At 43.3% G+C, this 25,754-nt stretch carries 18 protein-coding genes; 9 read left to right on the top strand and 9 right to left on the bottom strand.

Going from position 1 to position 25,754, the window contains the following annotated elements; translation table 11 throughout:
- The 7 genes from B7Y67_RS02160 to B7Y67_RS02130 form a co-directional block, all read right to left on the bottom strand.
- On the bottom strand, positions 1-291 hold a 291-nt coding region (locus tag B7Y67_RS02160), incomplete at its 3' end, for a hypothetical protein (protein WP_293597129.1).
- 11 nt (positions 292-302) lie between these two features.
- Positions 303-884: a hypothetical protein gene (locus B7Y67_RS02155; protein ID WP_293597128.1), complete on the bottom strand. Its 582-nt coding sequence runs from the start codon at positions 882-884 to the stop codon at positions 303-305.
- A gap of 210 nt (positions 885-1,094) precedes the next feature.
- On the bottom strand, positions 1,095-1,553 hold the full coding sequence (locus B7Y67_RS02150; protein ID WP_293597127.1) for a DUF1810 domain-containing protein: 459 nt from the start codon (positions 1,551-1,553) through the stop codon (positions 1,095-1,097).
- Between the two features lie 62 nt (positions 1,554-1,615).
- Positions 1,616-1,846, bottom strand: coding sequence for a hypothetical protein (locus B7Y67_RS02145; protein ID WP_293597126.1), 231 nt, complete (start codon positions 1,844-1,846; stop codon positions 1,616-1,618).
- Positions 1,847-2,196: 350 nt separating this feature from the next.
- Complete coding sequence (locus tag B7Y67_RS02140; RefSeq protein ID WP_293597125.1) at positions 2,197-2,400, bottom strand: sigma factor-like helix-turn-helix DNA-binding protein; 204 nt, start codon at positions 2,398-2,400, stop codon at positions 2,197-2,199.
- A 166-nt stretch (positions 2,401-2,566) separates the two neighbouring features.
- Positions 2,567-2,875: a hypothetical protein gene (locus B7Y67_RS02135; protein WP_293597124.1), complete on the bottom strand. Its 309-nt coding sequence runs from the start codon at positions 2,873-2,875 to the stop codon at positions 2,567-2,569.
- Positions 2,876-2,976: 101 nt separating this feature from the next.
- The gene (locus B7Y67_RS02130) at positions 2,977-3,945 is read right to left on the bottom strand and encodes a WYL domain-containing protein (RefSeq protein ID WP_293597123.1); all 969 of its coding nucleotides are present in this window, start codon (positions 3,943-3,945) and stop codon (positions 2,977-2,979) included.
- A gap of 99 nt (positions 3,946-4,044) precedes the next feature.
- Between B7Y67_RS02130 and B7Y67_RS02125 the strand changes: the two genes are divergently transcribed.
- Together B7Y67_RS02125 and B7Y67_RS02120 are read left to right on the top strand one after the other, a co-directional pair.
- Positions 4,045-4,347, top strand: coding sequence for a hypothetical protein (locus tag B7Y67_RS02125; protein ID WP_293597122.1), 303 nt, complete (start codon positions 4,045-4,047; stop codon positions 4,345-4,347).
- 253 nt (positions 4,348-4,600) lie between these two features.
- Positions 4,601-5,569: a hypothetical protein gene (locus B7Y67_RS02120; protein ID WP_293597121.1), complete on the top strand. Its 969-nt coding sequence runs from the start codon at positions 4,601-4,603 to the stop codon at positions 5,567-5,569.
- 302 nt (positions 5,570-5,871) lie between these two features.
- On the opposite strand, the gene B7Y67_RS02115 is transcribed toward B7Y67_RS02120, so the two are convergent.
- Positions 5,872-8,199: a VIT domain-containing protein gene (locus B7Y67_RS02115; RefSeq protein WP_293597120.1), complete on the bottom strand. Its 2,328-nt coding sequence runs from the start codon at positions 8,197-8,199 to the stop codon at positions 5,872-5,874.
- Positions 8,196-8,603 (bottom strand): MerR family transcriptional regulator, encoded by a 408-nt coding sequence (locus B7Y67_RS02110; protein WP_293597119.1) that lies wholly within the window; start codon positions 8,601-8,603, stop codon positions 8,196-8,198. Before B7Y67_RS02110 ends, B7Y67_RS02115 begins: the two co-directional genes overlap by 4 nt.
- Before the next feature lie 339 nt (positions 8,604-8,942).
- On the opposite strand from B7Y67_RS02110, the gene B7Y67_RS02105 reads away from it, so the two are divergent.
- From B7Y67_RS02105 to B7Y67_RS02075, 7 genes are all read left to right on the top strand, one after another.
- A complete protein-coding gene (locus B7Y67_RS02105) occupies positions 8,943-12,521 on the top strand; it encodes a helicase-related protein (RefSeq protein WP_293597118.1) in 3,579 nt (1,192 codons plus the stop codon).
- Entirely contained in the window at positions 12,518-15,403 is a 2,886-nt protein-coding gene (locus tag B7Y67_RS02100) for a DUF1156 domain-containing protein (RefSeq protein ID WP_293597117.1), read from the top strand. Before B7Y67_RS02105 ends, B7Y67_RS02100 begins: the two co-directional genes overlap by 4 nt.
- A 3-nt stretch (positions 15,404-15,406) precedes the next feature.
- Positions 15,407-18,736 (top strand): Swt1 family HEPN domain-containing protein, encoded by a 3,330-nt coding sequence (locus B7Y67_RS02095; protein ID WP_293597116.1) that lies wholly within the window; start codon positions 15,407-15,409, stop codon positions 18,734-18,736.
- A gap of 369 nt (positions 18,737-19,105) precedes the next feature.
- Positions 19,106-20,509, top strand: coding sequence for a hypothetical protein (locus B7Y67_RS02090; protein ID WP_293597115.1), 1,404 nt, complete (start codon positions 19,106-19,108; stop codon positions 20,507-20,509).
- A complete protein-coding gene (locus B7Y67_RS02085) occupies positions 20,496-21,509 on the top strand; it encodes a WYL domain-containing protein (RefSeq protein WP_293597114.1) in 1,014 nt (337 codons plus the stop codon). The genes B7Y67_RS02090 and B7Y67_RS02085 overlap by 14 nt, the downstream gene beginning before the upstream one ends.
- 18 nt (positions 21,510-21,527) lie before the next feature.
- A complete protein-coding gene (locus B7Y67_RS02080; protein ID WP_293597113.1) occupies positions 21,528-23,516 on the top strand; it encodes a DUF2779 domain-containing protein in 1,989 nt (662 codons plus the stop codon).
- Positions 23,517-23,658: 142 nt separating this feature from the next.
- Entirely contained in the window at positions 23,659-25,401 is a 1,743-nt protein-coding gene (locus tag B7Y67_RS02075; RefSeq protein WP_293597112.1) for a DUF262 domain-containing protein, read from the top strand.
- The last annotated feature ends 353 nt before the right edge of the window (positions 25,402-25,754 follow it).

Below are 25,754 nucleotides of genomic sequence, written 5' to 3'. Positions count from 1 at the left end.
TATTCTAGCGTCTTCATCTTCTATTTCGACTAAAGGATTTGAAGATCCATAAATACTTAAGTTGGTGATGTGGTTTGTAAATAATTCATGGATGATAGGTCGGCGTTTCAGTAAATAGTAGTCCCGAACCGTGGGCTTAAAAAGTAGACCTTTAATTGAAAGCGCACTCGTGATTTCAGACCAATGTTCATCCTCAATCATTTCACTGTCGGACCTATAAGAGGTACAAACTCCATTCTTTAGGTTTCTCCAAAAGGAAAGCGATACTCTTTGTTCTATCTCTGGATTCATGGTGAGGCCCTTTAGAAGCAGTAGCTTGTACTGCCGTAGTAATTACAGATACGGGGTGGTGGCGTGATGGATTGCCCAAAAGAATTGGTAAAAGCCTTGCCAATGCCATTAAGCATTGTGGCTATAGCAGCAGTATTGGCTGGATTTTGTTGGGGTGGTTGATATTGCTGGGTCGCCTGATATTGACTATAAAACTGACCTACTTCTTGGGCTGCTTTCGCTGCTGCAAACCTCTCTAATATCGCTTGACGAAAGGTATCTGTAGCGGAGGAATCAAGCCCACTCATTTGGTCGTCTGATAACTGATTACGCTGGGCAAATTGAGCCATCACCAGATTTTGCCTATTGATATTCGCAAGCAGTCCATCCCTTGGATAAAGAGAGTCTGATAATGCGATTGCCTTTTGAGCTGCCTCAAGCTTGGATAGCTCTCTGTTTTTTACCTGAACATCTAATTGCTTTGCCGCCTTGCTATATTGATCAAACTTAGCGGCACACTGAGGAAGATAGTAGTCGCATAAGTCATTTTGAGATAAGGCTGCGGTTGAGGTTACTGCGCACATCACTAACAATAGCCACTGACTAGATTTCATGGTGATCCCTTAATTTAACTTCAGGGCCTTTTCCGTTAGCTAGCCATTTTTGGCGGATTTAGCTCAAAGCTCTGAGTACAATTATATTAACACTATTAATGTAAATATAACTGTAAAAATAACCAAGATCCACAAAATAGTGGGTAAGCACCGTGGGGTGGGGTGCAGGCGGCGGTACTTTTGACCCAAAAAGCCCCAAGGGTATAGATGCTAGTTAGATTGCTGATTTGAGCCGGCCAATACATGCTCTGTTTTCATATCCAGTTCTCCTTTAAACAATTGCTCAAGGGCCAAGTGAAGTAGATTGGAGTTTGGATCAATGGATAAAAAAAGAGTAATTGAGGATTGTAATTTTTGGGAGTCAGTTCTACCTAGGATATTTAACGGACTGTCATTTGCCTGAAGTGCAAGTTGCAAGCATTCTTCATAACGTTTTTTAAGTAGTGGGTTTTTCCAATAGGCCTTCGCCTCTATTGACCCATCTATCCCGAAATATTGGGAGTATTCGCTAAACCCTAATCCACGGATTTGAGGAAAAATAAACCAAATCCAGTGCGACCTTTTCTTGCCCTGTGAGAGCTCTTTGAGCACCTGTCCATAGCATTCATTTTGAGCATCAACGAATCGTTGTAATGAGTCCTGATTTCGAGGTTGAGCCAGGCTAATCATGGGGTTCTAATTCACGGGATAGAGCTTTAGGGCAGTTGATGTGTGGGATCAAATGATCGATATTAGGAGTACCCAGATTTTTTCATGCGATCTACATATGCATCTAAGGGCATGCCATTTCTATCCATCACCTCTTTGCCAGTAAATCCGCCTCTTGGGGTTCGTGGATCGCGATAAATTGCCCCTTTTTCTTCAGGAATGCCAAGATTGCATTTTGGGCACATGGTTGGCAGTTGTGTGGTGATTTGAGTTCTGCAAGAGGGGCATCGAAATATGGGTTTGTTAGTCGACATTGCACTTCCTTCGCTAGTTTAGATTTTGGGTTGCAATACAACTTCGTACTTCCAGCCAAAGTAGGAGTAAAGATAGGGGGTCCCTTCTCGATCAGTAAGCTTAACTCTAATCTTAAATTGTGTTCCTACTGGATATTTTGTGACGAGATCCTTAGAGCATTCAACGAATAGTGATGTTGGATAGGGTTGACCCTCAATTGGTCGAACATGGACTAAACCATGCCGTCCACTTGTACTGGAGGGGGTAAAGCTTTCTACAATAATGAACTGATATGGGTTTTGCGCACTCATGACCTGTTTCCGTATATGGGGTTCGTTAGATTTTTGTTTGTGATGGCGACTTTTCTAGGTTAATAGTTCAGTAGATTTTTCTGTTCGTATCCAAGGGCGCTAAGGCGATGCTTGAATTTGTTAAGCGCTTTAGCTTCTATCTGCCGAACACGCTCTTTTGTTAAATTCATCATGTCCGCAATTTCTTGAAGAGTGTAATTAGCCACGCTTGGCGCATTACTTGTAATGAGTCTATTGCTAAATGTGTGGGTGCTATTGGTCATCAAGCTCTCCTAGAGATATAAAAATACTTGCTATATCTAGCATGACACATTTCATTTTCACCATATGAAATAGTTTGATTTTGGGTATCAAATTATCTGCTGGTCTGGACGGGCACTCGCTATAAGGAGTACTGGTCTGATAAATACTGTAATCAGTTAGGTGGGTTTATTTTGTCCGCTGGCTCGGTGAGTACCCAATTCGATTGCCGTTGTTATCAAAGATATTGGTTACGCCTTGGGGTGATTGCACTTCATAGCCAATTCGATTGCCACTATTGTCGTAAAGCCCATTAGTTGAGTTGTAGTTGAGAGGACTATTTTGATAATTAAGCGGACTATTTTGATAATTAAGCGAACTATTGTTGTAGTTGAGCTCGCTATTTTGATAGTTCAGCGGGCTGTTGTTCCAATTGGTCGTCTGAGTAAAACCGTTGATAGCAAATCCTATAAGTGCAACAGCAATTATCTTTTTCATTGTTTCCTCCTATGCGTTAATTCATACATCTTAGGTTGGTGTGGGCTCAAAAAATGAGCTACTACCATGAAAGTGATACAAAATTTACGAGTCACCGTTGCTTAATATTTTGATATTGCCTTTTTGAGTTCATTCACTACTTTCGATCTAAGGCTTACCGGTGCTAAAACTTCAACTTCAGATCCATGTTTCAAAATGTCCATCACCAGCTCGGGATCTTGGTTGTAATCAAACTCCAAGATGTAAAAGCCTTTGTCATCAAACTTACCGGTTTGTTGCCCATGCCATTGCTCTCCAGAGACCCAGCGGGCGCGTTCTGGAGAGAATCGTAATTTAGCTCTTTGGGTTGCCTTTCCTGAGAAGATGCCGTAACTTTCGGCAAAGTTTTCATGAAGCTCTTTCTCGGAAATATCATCCGCTTTTTTGTTAGTTAATGCGGCTGTTTTAACCCCATCAACTGCAAAGCTACGCAGCTCATTACGTAGATGGCAATAGGCATCTAAGTACCAGTTATCCCGATAATGAATGAGGCGCTGAGGGGAGATCTCGCGCTCCGTTGTTTGATTGGTGCCCTTAGAGTAATACGTAATGTGTAGGCGCTCACGTTTAAGTAGGGCGCTACCAATTTCTTCAAAGTTTTCAATTGAGCTTTTGCGTGAGGCCATTCCAAAGACCTTAATGCGTTTACGCAGCTCTTTAGAGGTAGCGGCTGACTGGCCTAAGATTCCGTCAATGATTGACATTAAGGGCTCAATATGGGGGCCAATAAGGCCACCCTTATCTTGTGATGAGAGTAAATGTTGCATGAGGGCTAGGGCGGTGGCTTCTTTTTCAGAAAACCATAGGCCGGGCAATTCGATTTTTTCTCCAGCATTGGGTTTCTCGAATCTATAGCCACCATCAGATCGGTCATAGATGATTGAGGCATTCATACGATCGCGTAGATATTCAAGGTCACGTTTAAAGGTCGCAGGAGAAATCTCGAGTTCATTAAGAAAATCTTGACGAGGTACGCATTTGCGAACTTGAATCATGTACTTGATCTTGTGTAGACGCTCTATGGTGCTCATTTGTGACCTTCTAAGAACATTGATATTTAGGCTACCTTAGTTGATGTATAGCTCATTTATTGAGCTAGCAGATCATCAGAATACTAATAAATATAAAAAATGGAAGAAATAATGATTTTCGGGGTAATTTTGATGACTATATTGCTGCCTTTGCAGATCCAAATTCATGACCATCACAGGCATCGGGTTAACCCATTCTTTGCGGTTGGTGCTTTTGTAGATTGCGCCAAGATCTTGGGGTTACCTAAATTCAGGTTGCGTGACTCCAATGGAAATCCTTACTTGTCGGATAGGGCGATGATGCAAGAGCCAATGGCGTTGGTGCATGAGAGTGCTGGCATTGCTTTGGCTGGTGAGGTTAGCAAGAGAAAGGCATATATCCTTTCTTATGTTCGCAGATGAACGTAAAACCCTAAAAGGCGGCCTGAAATGTGGCGGTATAAGAAAAATATATCCAATTTCAGAATCCATCATTGCAAGCCAGTGAGTTGGCGGCGAGGCATCAAGATTGGAGAGTCATATCAGAGCGTGTTTGTATTTCTGCTAGAAAACTTCAATTTTTTGTTACGATTTATTGAAAGTGTTGTAAGGGATTGGTTATATTCTTTTAAGGGTCTATTAGCCAACGGAATATATCTCAAATTGAGGGATTTGCATGTCTGAATATAAGTCTGAATATAGAAAAAAGCTTCGCGAATTAACTGAATCTAAAGCATACACTGTAACGCTAGAGAGCGAAATACAAAAGCTCTATAAAAAGGCCATTGAATTCGATTTAGACTTAAAGCATCAGCAAGAGATTGAGGAGTTGCGGGCAAAAACAACAGGTTTAAATATTGAATTTATTCGAGATTATTTATGTTCAGATAAAAATGCTGCTTCAGTCAATATGAGTGGAGTGGTAATCGGTATTCAAGGGGATGGGCCTTGGGGGGTTATAGAGTTTCAGAAATTTTTAAATCAAAAAGACTTTAATGTTGTCAATATTACCGACCCTGGAGTTAGGTACATTGTCTTGGGATCCCATAACGTGGATGATGAGGAGTTAAATCAGCAAATAGCAACCTCTATTGAAGAGGGATTTGATCTTCGTATTTATTCTCAAGAACTGTTTGTTGCTTGGTTAATTACTGGGGTCAATCCCCTGGAGGAATGGTTAGAAAAAGATTTGCTCGAGTCTGTTAGAGAGCATGAATCGCTGCAGTACGTAATTGATTCCACACAATTTCCGTGGCCTCAATTAGTCGACCATGCATCTATGAAGAGATCTTATGAGGTCAAGACGTTTGAGTGGGATGGATCATTAAGTGAAGAATCGCCATTAAGAAAGATGGGTTACTCAGTTCAGGCGGGTGCCTTGTCGATTCAAGAGCGACGTGCCATTTTGCGGCAAGCATATACCTCGAGTGGACTCAATAAATTCCTATATAGCTCTCATGACTTGGAGCGCTGGGGGCAGCCCAACACAGCTCAAAGACTCTATGCTATGTCTAGCCTGATTACATGGCTGGCTAATTTTCAGGGGCCAACAAAACCGGCTGCAAGAGAAAAATGGATTTCTGATTTGAGATGGCTCAAAGAGTCATTCTATGATTCAAAGATGAAATTTTGGCCTGTACGTTAAGCCTTTTCTCAGTCCAAGTCTAGGAATTACAGTTTGTATTTAAGTGCTCTAAACATCTTTTAGTTCTTTGTGAGGGGTTGCCGGTCTTTCCCGGCTGTCCGCTTGCTCCTGCCCTAAAGGAGGTCCCAAATGAGAGGGATCGAAAGAGTGCGCAAGCTGATATGGTTTTTTCATGAAAGAGAGTATCTCTCCGGCTTTGGGGCACTCATACCAAATCCCCTAGGCCGTACCAACTATTAACAACAAGCAATCTACTGCCACACAACAACTACAAGTAACAACAAATTTATTTTTCATTAAAGTTAAGAGAGCCATTCATGCATACCAATGTTGTTCATCTTGGTATTGAAAACTCGCAATGCTTTGTTTAACTGAATGGCATCCATCTCATTGGTAAGTTCTTGAATAACACTCTTAGTATTCTCATTCCAATTACCAGACTCTTCTAGATGGAGGAGTAACCACGCTAGAACGGTAGTCCACAATTGCTCTTGAGATAAAAACTTCAAGCAACTATTAAATAGTTCTGAGACCTCAACATCAAACGAGGACTGATCCATCTTTTTAACAAAATTAGCAAAAAGTGCCTTGTTTAAAATAATGGTGTTAGCTAGCTCAATAACATCGGCAGGATCAAGATATTTGATCTTTGGTGCAGCCTGTTCTGACTCGGTTGCCTGCTTTCTGAGGAATGCTGGGATGTCGTAATAATCTGAATCTCCACTTATAGATTCTTGTAATGAGATAGGTGAATCCCCTGTGATTGGGCTTGATCTAAATACCCTTGGCATGTCATATGAAGCATAGGTGGCGCTAGAGAGATTAATCGTCGCGCATTTGGAGGTAAATGATTTGCTCTTACTAAATAGAATATGAGAGGATCCATCCAGGACTGAACCCGCGCCACCCCATCCAGATGCTTGCATTTGCGCAATGGTCATCAGCTCCGGCAATTCGGTTGCTTTTTCATCTTCAGCGCGAATATGAACCAATAAGCAATTGGTCTTATCTGTAATGAGTTGATAGCTAAGGGCCAAAGCAATTTGATCGCCTTCGGGCGCGGTTTTGATTCTTTGTGCGGCTGCCAAACGAGGTAGGTTATGAGATTTGGAGTGTGTGATCTGAGAAGCCCCAATGCCTGTGCGTTGTGAGCTATTGCCTAATTGGTAACTTAGCAAGGCTGGCTTTGATGGGGTGGATTTAAACCCAGCGAATACATGAGTTGTATTCTCACTAAAGATGGCGGTATTGGTGCCAACAGTCCATTCTGGTTGTTCTGGGTGACCCCAGTCAATTTCAATATTGCATGCTCTAGGCTGGCGAATCCGGTGGAACATGCGCACGATCGCCTTCTCAATATCTTCTTTGGGCGAGATTAGTTCACATGCGCCGCCCGACATCTCAGCCAATTCTTTTAGTAGGGTATCTGCTGGCGCGGAGCCTACTCCTACAGCAAAGATGCGATGCCCACTTTCCTTTGCTGCGGCAATGGTTTCATTAGTACTCCAAACTTCACCATCGGTAATGAGAAGAACATCTGCCGTACCTTGGGCACCCATTAGATCGAAAGTCGATTGCAATGCCGCTTCTACTTCAGTGCCGCCCATATCGGCATTTGTGTTCTCTATCAATAAAGAGGCGGCAGAGATATGAAATTGATCGGCTGGCTTAACTTTAGAAAATAGGTGGTTGGTATGATTGCCAAACTTAGAGTAGCTAAATCGATCTTCTGTAGTTAAGTGGCTCAATACGTGATGCAGGGCGCGTTTTGCCGATTGAATGCTATCACCCTCCATGGAGCCTGAACAATCAACCAAAATCTTCAGATCTAGTGAGCTATCTTTTTGGTTGTCGATGGTTAGTGGGCAAAAACTTGCTAAGACAGTGCAACCATCGGGTCCGAGTTGTTTATCTGGTGTGACAATATAAAAAGATTGATTTTGTAGGCTAGTTAAATTGAGGATAAAGTCGCGATCTAACAAAGCTTCACGTTCAATCGAGACTAATAAGCTTTCATCTTGTTTAGCCACTTGCACTTGATGTGATGGGCATTCAACCGTGGCCTCTTCTAGGCCGCCAGTTAATTGCAGAGATAGGGTGAATGGGTATTCAGTTAAGAAATCAGCCTCAACACTATGGTGATCTTCAATGCCACCTTTTTTGGCATCGCCATAGCGTGGAGCTATGACCGTAGGAATGCCGATGCGCATTGAGCCTTGCTCATACTTGAGCAGTTGCGAATAGCTGTATTCAATGACTACATCTTCATTGGGTTTAAGGTTTCCCAGATTGGCGGTATATAGACCATCAGAATTCTTTTCAATCATGATGGGAGCATCGCCATCAGCTATCGCTTTTTCATACTGTTCGGTTGCTTTCGCTTTTTCAATTACCGTACCGACCAAACGTTGACCGCCAATCTCTGCCTGCATTCCCATAAATGTGGCACCCCAAGCCATGGGAAATGAGTAAACAACTTCGAGCGTTTTGTTGGTGTTGTTTTTATAGTGCTGGCGTATGTTCATATCGAGCAATAAACCATTGGCCACACCAGCTGCTGAGACTGATTGCAGGACTAATTTCTTATTGCTGCTAGAAAATACGTTTTTTACCTTTTCAATGACAATCATTGCGCATCCTTTTTGACTTGTTCGTATACCTGCATTACGCCTTTTAAGAATTGACGTAATTGTTCAGGGCTCAAACCTGCTGTTTCAGCCGAGACTTCCAATGCAATACCTTCTCCTACCCATAGGTGAGTGCGCACGGAAATGTCTCCCGGCTTTTTAGTCCGCTCAGGCAGCGGCATTGGCGAGCCAGATAACACTTCACGTATTCGTTCAAGCGAAATACCCGCTTCAGTTAATTGCTTGATACGAAGGATCTTCTCAATGTGAAGGCTCAAATAGTGAGCCCCCCGGGTCTGTCCTATTGGTTTATCAACCAGACCAATTTGGATGTAATACCGTAGGGTTCGTGAACTGACACCGGTTAGGCTACAGAGCTCTTCAAAAGTGTATTTTTTGTCTTCCATGGCGATATATTAACACTAATACTGTAAATAATAACTGTTAATATGATACTTTCTTTAAAAAATATCCTTGAGCTCATTCTTTGAGCCATCCACTCATTAGTTTTGTTACTTTTGGCATTGGCTTGGTCTTGGGTGACTTAGATTTTCGGGGTCGGATGATTTATTTGCCGAAAGGGATGTTAAGCGCTGTCAATGCTTGAGTCTTTAAGGCTAATGCATCGCTATAGAGTATTTTCAAAAAATATAAGAATGTATGGGCTACGGCTATACTTTTCTTTGTTATTTCAAATATCTACGTAAGTAATTTAACTGCACATTTTTAATATATCGGACTGACAATTGAAGCTCGAAGACCTCCAAGTTCATGCAAGTATTCGAGGAATTATTCCGGATGCTTTAGTAACGGTAGTGAGCGTTCAGTGGTTTGGATCGGAAGCGCTTGAATTAACTTATAAAACTGCAAGTGGAAAAGTGGCTAATGAGCTTTTATATCGTCATGATGAGCCGCGCATTGAGCTGGCGGAGCAAGGAAGGCCCTGGAGCTTTGATGGAGATGGCGCATTATTCCGGCTGGTATCAGAGGCTCAAAGAATTCGTCTGGCTCATTTATTCGATCCGGTTCTTGCGGTACACACATCTTTAGTCGATCCACTTCCTCATCAGATTACCGCTGTTTATGAGGCAATGCTGCCTCGCCAACCATTAAGATTTTTATTGGCAGATGATCCAGGCGCTGGTAAAACCATTATGGCTGGCTTGCTAATTAAGGAGCTTATTGCTAGAGGTGATTTACAGCGTTGCTTAATTGTTTGTCCTGGCAGTCTTGCAGAGCAGTGGCAGGATGAGCTTTATCGTCGTTTTAATCTTTCTTTTGAAATTCTGACCAACGATAAATTGGAGGCTGCCCGAACTGGGAATTGGTTTATTGAAACCAATCTCGTGATTGCTCGCTTAGATAAGCTTGCTCGCAATGAGGATGTACAGGCGAAGTTAGAAGCCCCAGATTGCCGCTGGGATTTGGTGGTATGTGATGAGGCCCATAAAATGTCCGCCACTGTTTTTGGTGGCGAAACTAAGTACACCAAGCGCTATCGTTTAGGGCAAATGCTTTCATCAACAACAAGACATTTCTTGCTAATGTCTGCAACGCCACATAACGGAAAAGAAGCCGATTTCCAGCTTTTTATGGCTTTACTAGATGGTGATCGATTTGAGGGTCGCTATAGAGATGGTGTTCACACTGTCGACGCCACCGATTTAATGCGACGGATGGTCAAAGAAAATTTATTAAAGTTTGATGGAACTCCGCTATTCCCACAGCGTATAGCGCATACCATTCCTTACAAACTTTCTCCTGCAGAAGAGCATCTGTACACAATGGTGACTGACTATGTTCGTGAGGAATTTAACCGTGCAGAAGCATTAGAGAATGATAAGCGTGCTGGAACCGTAGGCTTTGCGTTGACTATTTTGCAACGCCGTTTAGCATCTTCTCCTGAGGCCATATATAGGTCATTAAATAGAAGAAGAGAGAGATTAGATAGCAAACTAAGAGAGTTAGAGATTTTACAAAGAGGTGGACAGGCTCCTATTGCTAGCTCGATCTCCATTCGTGATTTAGATGTTGAAGATTTAGAGGATTTAGACGAAGCGCCAGAAGTCGAAGTTGAAATTGCAGAAGAAGAAATTTTGGACCAGGCAACAGCCTCTCGCTCAATTGCAGAGTTACGTATTGAGATAGAGACTTTGAAAGTTTTAGAGGCGCAAGCCTTGTCAGTAAAACAAAGTGGAACAGATACAAAATGGCGCGAATTAGCTGGCTTGTTGTCAGAAGTTTTTACAGTAGGGGGTGAGGTATCTAGGCTTCAAGCGGCCACTCAAGTCGATGGCAAAGAAATTCCAGCTATTAGCTCGTCACCCCATCAAAAATTGGTGATCTTTACTGAACATCGGGATACATTGAATTACCTTGAGCAGCGGATTACTACGCTTTTAGGTCGCAAGGATGCTGTTGTACAAATTCACGGTGGTATTGGCCGTGAAGAGCGCTTAAAGGTGCAAGAGTCGTTCAAGCATGATCCGCGAGTTCAGGTGTTGCTGGCAACAGATGCTGCGGGCGAGGGTATTAACCTGCAGCGCGCTCACCTCATGGTGAACTATGACCTACCGTGGAACCCCAATAGATTAGAGCAGCGCTTTGGTCGTATTCATCGTATTGGTCAAACTGAAGTCTGTCATTTGTGGAATCTTGTAGCAGATGACACGCGTGAAGGCGATGTTTATCGAAAATTGCTGGAGAAGTTGGAGCAGGCCAGGCAAGCCCTTGGCGGGCAGGTTTTTGATGTACTCGGGAAGCTGCAGTTTGAGGGCAAGTCACTAAGAGATCTTTTGATTGAAGCTATTCGTCATGGTGAAAAACCTGAAGTGAAGGCATATCTAACAACTGTGCTTGACCATGCGCTAGACAGAGGTCATCTCGAAGATCTTCTGGACGAAGGCGCATTGGCGCGTGATGTCATGGATGTATCGAATGTGCAGCGTATTCGTGAGGATATGGAGCGTGCAGATGCTAGAAGATTACAACCTCACTATATAGAGTCCTTCTTTTATGAGGCTTTTAAGAATCTTGGTGGCGCAGTGAAACCACGCGAACCTCGTAGATTTGAAATTACCCATGTTCCTGGCCCTATTAAAAATCGCGATAGGGTTATTGGATTGGGCGAGCCTGTTTTACCTCGGTATGAGCGTATTACATTTGATAAAAACTTAGTGGCACCACAAGGTCAGCCATTGGCAGCATTTGTTTGTCCTGGACATCCATTGCTAGACTCTGTGATTGATTTAACCCTAGAGCGCAACCGAGATCTTCTGAAAAGAGGAACCATTCTTGTTGATGGGCGCGATGAAGGAATTGAGCCTCGTGTTTTATTTTATTTAGAGCACTCAATCCAGGATGCCAGCACAGTGCGCACGGGTGAGCGAAGAGTTATCTCCAAAAAAATGCTATATGTTGAGCAGGATGCACAAGGCAATATAAGGCATATCAATTACGCACCGTATCTTGACTATCGTCCGCTTGGACCCGATGAGCCAAGTGCAGAGTCAATTTTAGATCGGCCTGAATGTGGATGGATTAATAAGGAGCTTGAGCAAAAAGCGCAGGGCTATGCCATATCAAGCGTAGTACCAGAGCATCTTGCAGAAGTTCGTGGCCATAAGCTGGATCATATTGCCAAAACGGAAGCCGCTGTTAAGGATCGCTTGGTTAAAGAAATTACTTTCTGGGATCATAGGGCGCAGGAGCTAAAGTCGGAGGAGCAAGCTGGAAAGCCAAATGCCAAACTTAATTCTGCTGAGGCATTAAAGCGCGCCGATAATCTGCAGGCAAGACTACAAAAAAGACTTGAAGAGCTAAAGCAAGAAGCTCAGATCTCTCCATTGCCCCCGGTAGTGATTGGCGGGATGCTAGTAATTCCAATGGGATTGGTGAGAAAGATGATGGGTGAGGATGCTGACCCCGCTTTTAATGATCCTGTAGATACTCAAATTAGTGCTGCACGAGCTCGCGCTGTGATTATGGATGTAGAGCGTAAGCTTGGGTATGAGCCGGTTGACCGAGAATTTGAAAAGCTGGGCTACGATATTGAGAGTCGGGTTCCTGGAACAGGAAAACTTCGGTTTATTGAGGTAAAGGGTCGTGTTGCGGGCGCGCCTACAATAACAGTAACGCGTAACGAAATTTTATACTCTCTAAATAAACCCGATGATTTCATACTTGCCATTGTTGAATTCACGGGTGATGAGACGCATAACACCCATTATTTGCGCCAACCATTTCAGCGTGAACCAGATTTTGGGGTTACGAGCGTAAATTATGATTTTCCAGAATTACTTTCCAGAGCAGATAAGCCATCGTGAAATATAAGAAGAAATTAATTGAAGTTGCTTTGCCACTTGAGGCAATCAATGCAGCCAGCGGCAAAGAGAAGTCAATACGTCAAGGACATCCATCAACATTACATTTATGGTGGGCAAGAAGGCCGCTAGCAGCAGCTAGGGCTGTTATCTTTTCTCAGATGGTTGATGACCCTTCATCTCACCCTGATATATTTAAAAATGAAAAGGCGCAAGATAAGGAGAGGCAGCGACTGTTTCGCATTGTTGAAGATCTTGTCAAATGGGAAAACACATCAAACACTGCTGTATTAAATAAAGCTCGAGAAGAGATCTGGCAAAGCTGGAGATATACCTGTGCTGAGAATGCGAACGAGCCATATGCTGATGTCTTGTACGATAGATTTAAACTTCCGAAATTTCATGATCCATTTGCTGGGGGAGGTGCAATTCCATTGGAGGCGCAGAGACTCGGCCTTGAGAGTTATGCTAGTGACTTGAATCCGGTTGCCGTTTTATTAAATAAGGCGATGATTGAAATACCTCCAAAATTTACAAAATGCCGGCCTGTAAATTCTCAGATTATGAGCAATGCTGATTTAGTTGATAGGGATTGGATTGGTCTACAAGGTTTATCCGAGGATATTAATTATTACGGATCCTATTTAAAAGATTTGGCCGAGAAAAAAATCGGGCACCTATATCCCTTAATTGAGATTACAAAGAATATTCTTGATGAACGTCCTGATTTAATGAAATACGCCGGTCAAAAATTAAATGTAATTGCTTGCTTATGGGCAAGAACAGTTAACAGCCCAAATCCAGCATTCAAGGCATCTAAGGTCCCATTGGCAACAACATTTATGCTGTCAACCAAAGACGGAAAAGAAGCCTACGTGGAGCCAATTATCGAAGGCGATCATTATCGTTTTGTAGTAAGGCCCCATAAACCTCCCAGCTCATCAACTGCCAAGATTGGGACAAAGTCTGGTAGTAGCGGTAGTAGTTTTTTATGTCTTTTATCGGGTACGCCAATGCCATTTGAATATCTTCGTGCGGAGGCAAAAGCGGGTCGCATGGGTTCTCGTTTGATGGCAATAGTGGTTGAAGGTGATAGGGAGAGAATCTACTTGGCTCCAAGCGAGGAGTTGGAGCGGATTGCATTAAATGCAACTCCAATAGATATTCCGGAGGCCGAGTTACCTGCTAAAGCATTGGGGTTTAGGGTTCAAGAGTATGGAATGCTTAAGTGGTCCGATCTTTTCACCAACAGGCAGTTGGTCGCGTTAACTACATTCACAGACTTAATTCCAAAGGTTAAGGAAAAAGTGCTGCAAGACGCAATAAAAGCCGGCCTTAAAGATGATGAACGTGCATTGGAAGATGGAGGTAATCAAGCCGCCGCTTATGCTGATGCAATTAGTGTTTACATGGCATGTGCAATCGGAAAATTAGCTGACTATAACTCGACTATTTGCTCCTGGATTTCTGGCGGTCAAACTATGCGAAATACATTTGGACGTCAAGCTATCCCAATGGTTTGGGATTACGCTGAAGCTAATGTTTTATCTGATTCGACTGGTGGTTTTTTGAGTTGCATTAATCAGGTTAAGAGGGTGGTGTTGGAGTTTCCCGGCAATCAATTTGGTTATGCAACACAGAATGATGCTCAAACTCAATCAATCTCCAATCATAAAGTTATATCTACGGATCCGCCTTACTACGACAATATTGGTTATGCTGATTTGTCTGATTTTTTCTACGTATGGATGCGCAGATCATTAAAAAATACCTTAAAAGGTTTATTTTCAACACTGAATGTACCAAAGTCTGAAGAATTAGTTGCCACCCCTTTCCGTCATGGCAGTAAGCTGAATGCAGAAAAGTTCTTTTTGAGTGGCATGACGGAAGCAATGCACAGACTTGCAGAGCTGGCTCACCCAGCATTTCCAGTAACCATCTATTATGCCTTCAAACAATCAGAGGCAGATGGGTTGGACGGAACAACCAATACCGGCTGGGATACTTTTTTGGCCGCTGTTATTGAAGCAGGATTCTCTATTACAGGGACTTGGCCCATGAGAACTGAAATGGGTAATAGGATGGTTAGTTCAGGTACAAACGCACTTGCTTCTAGTATTGTTTTGGTTTGTAGAAAAATTTCGTCAACTGCTAAAGTGGCCACTAGAAGAGAATTTGTAGCCGATCTTAAAGCAGAGCTACCAAATGCACTTCGTCATTTACAGGCTGGAAATATTGCGCCAGTTGATCTTGCTCAGGCGGCAATTGGACCCGGTATGGCAGTCTATACAAAATTCTCAAGCGTATTGGATGCCGAAGGTAAGCCATTAAGTGTTAGATCCGCATTGGCATTGATAAACCAAATATTGGATGAATCATTGGCTGAGCAGGAAGGTGATTTTGACGCTGATAGTCGATTTGCTTTAGCGTGGTTTGACCAATATGGATTTTCTGATGGTGAGTTTGGCGTGGCCGATGTACTGGCAAGAGCAAAAGCAACTTCAGTGGCTGGCGTATCAGATGCTGGAATTATTCAATCCGGTAAAGGTAAGGTAAGACTATTTAGGCCCAATGAGCTTCCAGCTGATTGGGATCCCTTGAAGGATGGTCGGATAACGGCGTGGGAAGTTGTGCATCAGTTAGTTAGAGTACTTGAGGCTAACGGTGAAAGTGCGGCTGCTCAACTGGTAGCAAAACTAGGAAGCAGCGCAGAAATTGCTAGGGAGCTTTGTTACCGTCTTTACACTTTATGTGAACGTAAAAAGCGCGCTAACGATGCAATGGCCTATAACTCTTTAGTGCAAAGTTGGCCTGAGATTACCAGGCTTGCCTCTGAAAGTAGCGCAGTATCAATCCCTCAGCAAGACGATTTTTTCCGGAAATAAAAGATGGCCATCACAAATCATGAGCGCGTTGGTAAAGCGCTAGAGTTACTAAAAGCTGGATTAGCCCCATTTGTCGAGCGTGAATTTAAGGCTAAATACGGAACAAGTTATGGCTTTGAAATGAAAGATGCGTTATCCGATACGCGTCTTGGAGTTGGCAAAGGTGACTCTATAAATGACGTTGCAGCTTTATTGGTTGTAATGGATAGGAAATGGAGTGATGTTTTCCGTCAGGTGCTGGGTAAGACCGATCGTAGCTTGGTTAATGAAATTATCGCAGTTCGCAATAAGTGGGCGCACCAAGAAGCTTTTTCTAGTGATGATGCCTATCGTGCCCTAGACTCATCAGTAAGGTTATTAACTGCTATTTCAGCCTCTCAAGCTGATGATGTGGAGAAAATGCGAATGGAGTTGCTGCGCGTCCGTTTTGATGAGCAGGCGCGTGGTGAAAAACGTAAGACAGCAGGTATTGCCATTGAGAGTGGTGTAGCTTCTACACTTAAACCATGGCGTGAAGTGGTGATGCCTCATGATGATGTTGCTAGCGGAAGATACCAACAGGCTGAGTTTGCTGCTGATTTATGGCAAGTTCATTTGGGAGAGGGCGCCGACGAGTATTTAGATCCAGTTGAATTCTTCCGGCGCACTTATTTGACTTCAAGTTTGAAAGAAATGCTTGTTGGAGCTGTTAGAAGACTCACCACAGATGGTGGTGATCCAGTAGTCCAGCTACAAACCAATTTTGGTGGCGGGAAAACTCACTCGATGTTGGCCTTGTACCATCTTTTTTCGGGTGCCAACCCAACTGAGTTGCCTGGTATTGATCTTGTTATGCAGGAGGCTGGTGCAACAAAGATTCCTAAAGCTAAAAGAATCGTTTTAGTTGGAAATAAAATCTCTCCAAGCAATCCCTCAGTAAAGTCTGACGGTACTGTAGTTAGGACTCTTTGGGGTGAGTTGGCGTGGCAATTGGGCGGCGCTGAGGCTTATAAGCGGATCCAGGCTGATGATGAGAATGCAACAAGTCCTGGAGATGTTTTGCGTGAATTATTCAATGAGTATGGGCCTTCTATTATCCTCATTGATGAGTGGGTAGCATATGCGAGACAGCTTCACGATCAAAGTGACTTACCGGCCGGTGGGTTTGAGACACAATTTACATTTGCACAGGTTCTCACTGAATCTGCAAAGTTAGCCAAAAATACTTTGCTTGTAATTAGTCTTCCTGCGTCTGATACCTCTGGGTCACAAAATGCTCAATCTGAAGATATTGAGGTTGGCGGAACCCGTGGTCGCGAAGCTCTTGATCGTTTAAGCAATGTTGTGGGGCGTGTTGAGTCTTCTTGGAGGCCTGCGACGGCTGAAGAGGGTTTTGAAATTGTTAGGCGTCGCTTATTTAAGCCATTATCAGATCCCACTCAATTTAAAGACAGGGATGTGATTGCCAGGGCATTCTCAGATCTATATCGCAATCAACAGGCAGAGTTCCCGCCAGAGTGTCATGAGTCAGAATATGAGCAGCGTATTAAAGCAGCCTACCCAATTCATCCGGAAATCTTTGATCGACTTTATACAGATTGGTCAACATTAGTTAAGTTTCAGCGCACACGAGGCGTACTTCGTTTAATGGCCGCTGTTATTCATAGTCTATGGGAGAAGGGTGATCGCAATCCTTTGATTCTTCCTGCAAACGTTTCAATTGATGACCCACGCGTTCAATCGGAGCTAACCAGATACCTAACTGATAACTGGGTGCCGGTTATTGAAAAGGATGTTGATGGTCCTAATTCCTTGCCATTGAAAATTGATAGTGAGCTTCCAAATTTGGGCAAGGTTTCAGCTTGCCGTCGCGTTGCCAGAACTATCTATATGGGCTCAGCGCCAACTACGGCTGCTGCCCATAAAGGTATAGAAGACAGGCGCATTAAATTAGGTTGTGTGATGCCTGGAGAGTCTCCAGCTATTTTTGGCGATGCGCTTCGCCGCATGGCTGGTGCAGCCACATATCTTTACCAAGATGGCCCTCACTACTGGTATTCAACTCAACCTACCGTTACCAAGCTAGCCGAAGATCGTACGGATCAATTAAAGAGGGAACCGGAAAAGGTTGCCAACGAAATTGAACAGAGAATACGTAAAGATTTGGCGTTTGCCGGTGACTTTAGTCGTGTGCACCCAATACCGCAAGGTGGCGCTGACGTTCCAGATGATTTTGATGCAAGATTAGTGGTCTTAGGTATCGGCCATCCATACAGCAAGGAAAGTAATAGTGCCGCTGAAGTTGTTGCTAAGGCCATCCTTGAAAATAGAGGAAATGCACCACGTATTTATAGAAACAGTTTAGTTTTTTTGGCTGCAGATAAAACACGGCTGCAGGATCTAGAGGAGGCAACTCGTAAATACCTTGCTTGGGATTCAATTCTTAGGGATGAAAAACAGCTTGATCTCACCCCTTACCAGGTAACCCAGGCTGAAACCCAAAAGACTGGGGCTGAGGCAACTGTGGTTGCAAGAATTCCAGAGACATACCAGTGGCTGCTTGTTCCCATTCAGCCAAATGCCCAAGCTCCTGTTGCCTGGGAGTCAATCCGTCTTTCTGGATCGGATAAGCTTGCAGTGCGTGCTAGCAAAAAGCTGCGTACCGATGAGTTGTTATTGGCCAGTTTTGCACCTTCGCGACTCAGGATGGAGTTGGATCGTTTGCTGTGGCGCGATGGCAATCATGTTTCCGTTAAGCAGCTTGTAGAGGATTTTGCTCGATATATTTATCTCCCAAGGTTGAGGGATTCTCAAGTTCTTCTTGAATCGATTCGCGAGGGTGTCCGCTTAGTAACATGGGCAAATGATGGCTTCGCCTTGGCCGATGACTTTGATGTGACTGCCAGTCGGTATAAGGGGCTTCGCGGAGGTCAAATTATCGATTCAATTGATCCTCATGGAACCGCTTTATTAGTTAAGTCGGGCATCGCCAGTGATCAACTTGATGCCGAGCGCGTAACTCAAGTAGATGATTTTTTAGAGGGTAGTGGAGGCGATACTGGCGATCGGACTACTGACGAGGGATGGGCACTTATTCCTAAGTCTGACTCCACGAAAAAGCCAGGTAGGTTTCATGGTTCTGTAGTGTTGGACCCAACTAGAGTTGGGCGAGATGCCGGCAGGATCGCAGATGAGGTTATCGCTCATTTATCCGGCTTAATTGGCGCTGATGTAAAGGTGACCCTAGAAATTCATGCGGAAGTCCCGGATGGAGTTCCTGATGGCATTGTCAGAACTGTAACGGAAAATTGCAGGACGCTTAAATTTTCAGACCAGGGTTTTGAGAAGGATTAATACGGTTTAATTTGCGTGAACCGACGTTAATTTGGGCCTGTTACTTGAGAGAGTTTTTATGGTAAATCATTGCAGTAAAGTCTATTGATTCTGTATAAGTTTAGGAATCTAGGTTTGATTGCATTGGATAATATGCTATGTCGCTAGTTGATCCTAATATCTATGGAAAGATTCTCATGCAGCGGGTGGATACCCCTGAGGCGAAGATTGGTGTGCTTGCTATCACCCCGGAAGGAATACGCTGGTTTGGACTCTGAACACATGTTCTAGAAGAGATGGCACTCCGCTTTGGCCGCTACACTTTCTTGCTTGCGACTCAATCTGTCGCACCCTAAGCCTAGACTAATATTTTATAGAGTGGGTAGGGTAATGACAAAGCATCTTGAATCAATTAATGAAGTGCTTACATCAACTTCGCCAATACTTGGAGAGCGTTACGCAGTTCTGCATAACTGGGCCAATGACTTAAAGAGCGTAGTTCAAAATCCCGGAAACCCAAACATCAGCCTGTTAGTGGGTCGGGCGGTGATGATTGAGTGCCCCGATGTTTCTGCTTGTCAACAAGTGATTCCTAATATTGCCAAAATGGCTGAGATGCAATATTTAACATTATCGTCAGATGAAACTGTATCCTGGCTGTCCGGCGAACAAGAGGGCCTGGATTTAATTAGTGGCGATCATCCTAGCACGCCAACTTTAGCCTGTCTGCCAGTAGAGTGCTTTATCAAGGTGGATGATAAAAGTGAGAAGAATCAATTTGGCTGGGATGTGCCAAGCTTAGAGCATTTATCTAAATTGCTTGAGACTGCCAATATCAATGCGCCTCTCATAATTGTCGTAATGGGGGAGCGATACATTGACCTATCCGAACAATTGCGCTCGGCCAATGGATTTGATCGTCGCTTCATCATACCCAAAGCAAGTCCGTTGGAGCGCTATGAAGAGTTATTGGAGGATGTGGGGCGAGAGAGCTGGGATGTCTCGATTACCAAGCATCCAGAAAAAGTAGGAACTTTGCTCAATGTTGTCTTTCCAGATAAACGGCGCTTGAGTTTATTGTCGATAAGCATCAAGCGTTTGGTAGCGCGAGAGAATCGACCTGCATCTTATAAAGATTTAGTGATCTTGTCGGCAAGAGGGACGGGTGATATTGCCCAATGGCCTCATTTGAATGAAAAAAATCTCTACCGCACAGCAGTGCATGAGGCTGGGCATGCTTTAGTGGCAATGCTTGATTCGGATGGTGCCAATATCCCAGATTATGTGAGTGTTTCACCTGGAAAGGGTTTTCTGGGGGTAACCGTTGAATCTTATGGCTATTTATATCAAGAGCTTGGGTGTGATGCATATCAAAACGGCAGACATTCTGTGCGTGTTGCCTTGGGTGGAAGGGCGGCTGAAGAGCTCGTATTGGGGGTAGAGCAAATCGGTACCAGTGGATTGCGCTCTGATTTAGAAGAAATTAGTGGAAATGTACGTGGTTTTTTCGCTGTTCACGGAATTTGCGTGGACATGGAGGAGGCGCAGCATACGGGTGTCAATCTGGCGGCTGTGGTGAATAGCGAGAGCGCCTCAGAGGCTGCCCATATAGAACCCCTCATGCGTGCATATATTGAGCGTCAATACAGAAAAACGTTAGATCAAATGCGATCTAACCGGACTTTGTTAGATGATATTATTAAATTACTAATGAAAAATAGAAACATTTATCAGGATGATCTATTGGCTATGTTAAATAATTATCATAGCGGACTCGCTAATGCCCTCCAATAAAACCAGGAACTCCTTAGCTCGCCAGTGGGAGCTACTAAAGCTTTTGCCGACGCGCACTGAAGGTAAAACTGCAAAAGAGTTGGCTTTGGGGTTAATAGAAGCTGGATATGAGATCAGCAAGCGCCAAGTGGAACGAGATTTGCTAGATCTCCAGGAGTTTTTTGGTTTGGAGTGTGATGATGATCAGGTGCCCTATAAATGGCGTTGGTCATTTGATAGACCGGCGGATTTGCCATCCATTACTTTAGCCGAGGCCCTATCTCTAGTAGTTGTCGAAGATACCCTCAAACCTTTGCTGCCGCTCTCGGTTCAAAGAACGCTGCAATCAAAGTTCTCGCAAGCAAGATCACAGTTAGCGATGATGGCCAAGAAATCATCGACGGCGAGGTGGGCTGCAAAGGTTAAAACCGTACCCACTACTTTGCCATTGTTGCCCCCATCCATTGATGAAGGAATTTTGGAGTTGATTCAAAATGCGTTGTTACTGGATGAGCAAGTCCAGGCTACATACCAAGGCATGAGCGATAAGTTGATTGAACTGCGCTTACACCCTTTGGCGATGGTTACGCGTGGGGCAGTCGTGTACTTGGTGGCGACTGCGAAAGAGTATTCAGATGTTCGCCTATATGCCTTACATCGATTTAAGGCCGTAACTCGCACTTTTGAAAAGCTAAAGCCATTAAAGGGCTTTAGCTTGGATAAATATATTACCGATGGCGCATTGCAATTTGGTGAGGGCGGTGAAATCGAATTAACTGCGCTCATTTCTGATGAGATGGCGCGACTCTTGTCTGAAACTCCCATTTCAACAGATCAAATCTTAAGCTCTAAAAATAGCCGGCAGCATCTCAAGGCGACAGTCTTAGATAGTTGGCAACTGCGCTGGTGGATTTTGTCGCATGGCCCAGGCATTCAAATCTTAAAGCCGGCAGGACTCGTTAAAGAGATGGCCAGTACCTTAAGATCTGCAGCGGATCAGTACAGCGATATTAAGAAGTAAATTTTCTAAAGAGTTTCTATGCCAAGATATTTAACTAAGTCCCGCTTTAAAACTGCGCTGGAATGCCCTACCAAGCTTTTTTACACAGGAAAAACTGCTGAGTACACCAATACCTCTAGTGAAGATACCTTTTTGCAGGCCTTGGCAGAAGGCGGCTTTCAGGTAGGGGAATTAGCCAAAATTATGTATCCAGGTGGTATTGAGGTCACAGTCGATGGACATGAAGCTCAAGAGCTGGAAACCACTCGTTTACTAGCACAAGAAAATGTCACGATATTTGAAGCTGCCATTCGCTTTGAGGATTTGTTTATCCGTGTGGATGTCATTCGTAAACGGGGTAATAGAGTCGAGTTGATTGAGGTGAAAGCGAAGTCATTTGATTCAACAGATGAGCGAGGATTTCGAGGTGCTCGGGGTGGTATTGACGGCGGAATGCTGTCTTATCTACAAGATGTTGCCTTTCAGACCTATGTGTTTAAGAAGGCATTTCCAAATTTAGAAGTCGATAGCTTCCTATTGATGGCAGATAAGTCCAAGGCCTGTTCGGTAGATGGTCTCAATCAATTTTTCAAGATCAAGAAAGTCAATGGCAGATCATCTATTGAGGTTTCTGCGAAGGCTAATGCAAGCTTAGTCGGTGACCCCATTCTGACTGCTATCAACATCAATGAATATGTGAGGGAGATCTTAGAGCTTCCCATTGAGGCTTCAGGAGTGACGGGATACTTCCCTGAAGTTGTGAAGCGCTGGTCAGACGCATATGCAAAAGATCAAAAAATAGTCTCTCCAGTGGGCGCTCATTGTGGCAAGTGCGAGTTTAAAAATACCGCTTCTGAGCAAGACTTAAAGAGTGGTCTGTATGAGTGCTGGCTTGATCGCAAGGGGTTAACGCCAAAAGACTTTGAAGATGGCATGGTGCTCGATATTTGGGGTTTTAGAGGGAAAGAAAGACTTATCCAGGACGACATTTTGAAGTTTGGTGATGTTGAAAAGTCTGATCTTGGATGGAAGAGTGAGGATGAGGACTTTTCCCATGGCCTAACTACTCGTCAGCGCCAATGGATGCAAGTATCTCAATCTACTCCAGGGGGCAAAAGTTTTTATTTGAATAAAGACCTACTAGAAGAGGCAAGGTCTCAGTGGCAGTACCCCTTGCATTTCATTGATTTTGAAACGGCTAGAGTGGCTATTCCATTCTTTAAGGGTCAAAAGCCATATTCCAATATTGCATTTCAGTTTTCTCATCACGAGATGCAGCGTGACGGCACGGTAGAGCATAAGACCCAATTCCTCAGCACCACGCCAGGCGTGAAGCCAAACTACGAGTTTGTCAGAGAGCTTAAAAAGGCGGTTGGAGATGTGGGCACAGTATTTATGTGGTCGCCGCATGAGAATACGACCTTAAATGCAATATTGGATGAGTTAAATGAGGACCCATCTCCTCCTGTCGATACGGATGAGCTTAGAGCTTTTATCTTGAGCTTAACCAAGAAAAAAGAAGGTGGAAAGACTCTACACGAAGGTTCTCGGGCGATGTTTGACCTATGTGACTTGTCTAAGAGAGTATTTTTTCATCCGCTGACTAAGGGAAGTAACTCCATTAAAAAAGTACTTCCCGCAATATTGTCTTCATCAGAATTTATCCGAGAGAAGTATTCGCAGCCAATCTATGGATCAGATCAGAGAATCAAGAGTCTTAACTTCGCGAACCAGATTTGGTGGAAAGAGATTGATGGCAAGGTTCAAGACCCCTATAAGTTGCTGCCACCGGTATTTAGCGATGCCTCGGAAGATGAGTTAGCCGAATTAGAGATGGATGATGAATTCGAAATCAATTTAGGTGGCGCTGCATCAACTGCATACGCAAGATTACAGTTTGAAGAATTATCAGGAGGCGAGCGATTTTATATCGCAAACGCTCTACTTAGATATTGTGAGCTAGATACCTTGGCTATGGTGATGATTCTTGAGGGATGGTTTGCAGTTTTAAAAAAACGGATTGTTTAACTTTGAATATTGCTTCAATGGATATTCAAGTGGCTTGTTGAGTGCCTAGGTTGTGCTAATCTAAAAGCTTAGTTGATTAGTGCTTTTGCGGGCATAAGACTCTTGTGCTGGTGCGAACCAACTATTTCATAAAGGGAATATGATGATGTACTCAAAAAGAATCGCTGACGTCCTGCAGGGGCGAATAAATCGCGATTGGTTGTTACCTTCTATGCAAAGAGAATTTGTATGGAAGAGAAAAGAGAAAAGAATTGAAAAACTTTTCGATTCGATTATGCAGGGGTATCCATTTGGTTCTATTCTCGTCTGGCAAGTGACGAAAGAAGCCGTGCAAAAAATGGACTTATATGAATTCGTATGTAACTACAGCGAACAACTCCCCCACAACGTAGAGCCAGCAACCGATGGATTCAATGACTTTGGATTAATTTTAGATGGGCAACAAAGGCTGTCTGCTTTAAATATAGGCTTACGAGGCTCATATTCACATGAGCATTATGGCAAAGTCATAAGAAAGTCCCTTTGTTTAAATTTGCTCAGCACGATTCAAGATGCCGATAACACTGATGGGCTTAAATATGAGTTCGAGTTTAAATCAGAGGACGAATTACCTTCCGATGATGAAAACAATATTTGGATAAAGGTTGGGGCTGTGATGGCACCATACAATGATAAAAGCATTTCAGAAGATAGAAAAAAAGACTCTTTTAAAGACACCTATCATGACCGTATAAACCAATTCCACCCCGAAGGTGAAAGAAAGCGTGAAGCATTTAGAATACTCGATCGGCTATACACTCGGTTTTGTGAAAGTGAGATCCTGAACGTAGAGAGTGTTGAGAACACCGATGATGAGGCCGTGCTGAACATTTTTGTAAGACTAAACGATGGCGGTATGAAGCTTGAGAAGTCTGATCTATTGCTGGCATTCATGCAGTCTAACAAAGATCTTTTTTTACCTGATCATGCAAGAAAAGAGGTCCATGACTTTGTAGACTTACTCAATAAAGAAAGTCTACACAAGCCAGAGTATGACTTTAAAAAAGATGATGTATTGAAGGCATCCTTAGTTTTGTCAGATTTAGATGTTAGATACAGAATAGCTAATTTCACTAATACGAACCTCAAGGTGGTCTCTGATAAGTGGAGTGATATAAAGAATTATTTAAAACTGACGGTCGAGCTAATTTCAAGATATGGTTTTTCAAGATCCAATGTCATATCAAAAAATTCCCTCATACCCATCGCCTATTATCTCGATCATCATGAGAAAAATCGCGCTTTTGTAGAGTCTGAGGAATCGGCGGATCTTATAGAGAAAGGCCAGATAATTAGATGGTTAGTCACATCTCAATTAACAGGGTTGTTTGGTGGATCCTCTGATACCACCCTAAAATCTGCGCGAACCCACATTAAATCTGGAAAAAGTTTTTTAGAGTTGATGGACTTGCTCCAAGGGGGCAAGATAATTCGTGATGACGTGGTATCTTGGATCGATAAAGAAAGTTATAGCTCTCGTTATTCACATTTGTTGCTAATGCTTTTGACGGACTCAAAATATTGGGACGAGTGCCATCAGGATCATATTTTCCCAATCTCTAAGTTCTGCAATGAAGAGTATAAGAGGCTAGGTTTGAGTTCGGAACAAATTGTCTTCTATGAGAAGAATGCAAACTCTATTTCTAATTTGCACTTACTTAGCAGATCAGTAAATATAAAAAAGAGTGACACTGATTTTATTGACTGGAGTAATAAGCAGAATGCGCTTTTTTTAGAAGCTTCGACGATCCCGCAGGGCATTTCATATGATTTTTCTAATTTCCAGCAGTTTGTGGAAGAGAGAAAGAAGTTGATAGTGCAGAAACTGTCCGAAAAACTTCTCTAATTTTAAAGCGTCCCCAAAAAATCCGTAGCTTTGGACAATTTGATTTTTAGAGGCCCTTTAATCCCGACCCTTGCTCAAAATTTCTTATTTATTTGAAATGTTGGCCTTAAGTTGGTTATGTAGTGTGATTGTGTTTTGTTGGTATTTTTTATTGAGCTGATCTTATTTCCTGTGTTTTTAGCTTGGGTCTATTCCCTTTATTTGTCTACGATGCGTCTACGAGAGGACTAATAAGTAAAAAGGCTTTCAAGTCGATTGACCTGAAAGCCTTATAAATACTGGTTGCGGGGGCAGGATTTGAACCTACGACCTTCGGGTTATGAGCCCGACGAGCTGCCAGACTGCTCCACCCC

Source organism: Polynucleobacter sp. 35-46-11, from assembly GCF_002281105.1.
This window is presented reverse-complemented; position numbering and strand designations above follow the sequence as displayed.